The sequence below is a fragment of the Colwellia sp. 5_MG-2023 genome (genome assembly GCF_030547795.1).
Lineage (GTDB): Bacteria > Pseudomonadota > Gammaproteobacteria > Enterobacterales > Alteromonadaceae > Colwellia.
Genome location: NZ_JAUOPW010000065.1, coordinates 1 through 887, shown reverse-complemented (window position 1 = coordinate 887; position 887 = coordinate 1). Strand labels below are relative to the sequence as shown.

1 protein-coding gene is annotated in these 887 nt (G+C 39.1%); it reads right to left on the bottom strand.

Annotated elements, in window-relative coordinates; all coding sequences use genetic code 11:
* Nucleotides 1–194 precede the first annotated feature (194 nt).
* Nucleotides 195–887, bottom strand: a 693-nt coding sequence (locus Q4496_RS17885) for a flagellin (RefSeq protein ID WP_303610971.1), incomplete at its 5' end; no start/stop codon positions are given.

Below are 887 nucleotides of genomic sequence, written 5' to 3'. Positions count from 1 at the left end.
TTTATAAAATTAAACTTTTTTTCATTTTTAATGCATTATTTAAAATAATATAATTACAAAGCTTGAAATTGAGCAGAAAGAAAAGCTGTCTTTCTGTCTGAGCTTGGCAGTATTAGCGACAGAATAGACTAAAAAAATGGCCATACCCAAAGGGTATAGCCATTGATATAAACTTACGTATTTATTGCAAAAAATTAGTTAAGTAATGAACCAATCATTTGTGTTGTGCTGTTCGCTGTACTCAATACCGAAATACCTGAGTTCATTAACAATTGCTGCTTAGTCATGTTAGACGTTTCTGCCGCAAAGTCAGCATCCATTAACGTAGATGACGCAGCTTGCGTATTCTCTTTCATGTTAGTAACGTTCGTCATGGTATGCTCAAGACGATTCATTGATGCACCTAGTGATGAACGAGCGGTACCGATAGCACCTATAATTGTATCAACTAAACCTAACTCAGTTTGCGCTGTCGCAACATCAGTAAAAGAGGTAGCTGTCGCAGCAATACCAGTAGTCACAGCTGTCAAGCTAGCTGAGATATCGACATCCAATGTTTCAGCGTCACTTGAGCCTACTTGAAATTCAAGCGCACCCGCAAACTTACCACCAGCAAGTAAACCAGTTCCACCAAACGATGTATTATCCATAATACTCGTTAATTCAGCTTTAAGCGCTTCATATTCAGAGCTTTGTGCAGCCCATTCAGTAGCGCCATTCGCGTCACTAGCACCTTGTGTTGCAAGCTCTTTCATACGGTATGCAATGTTAGTCATCTCATCAAACGCGCCTTCCGCTGTTTGCATCATCGACATCGCATTATTACCGTTATAAATACCAGCTTCTTGACCTTTTACTTGTGCATTTAAACGTGAAGCAATTTGTAA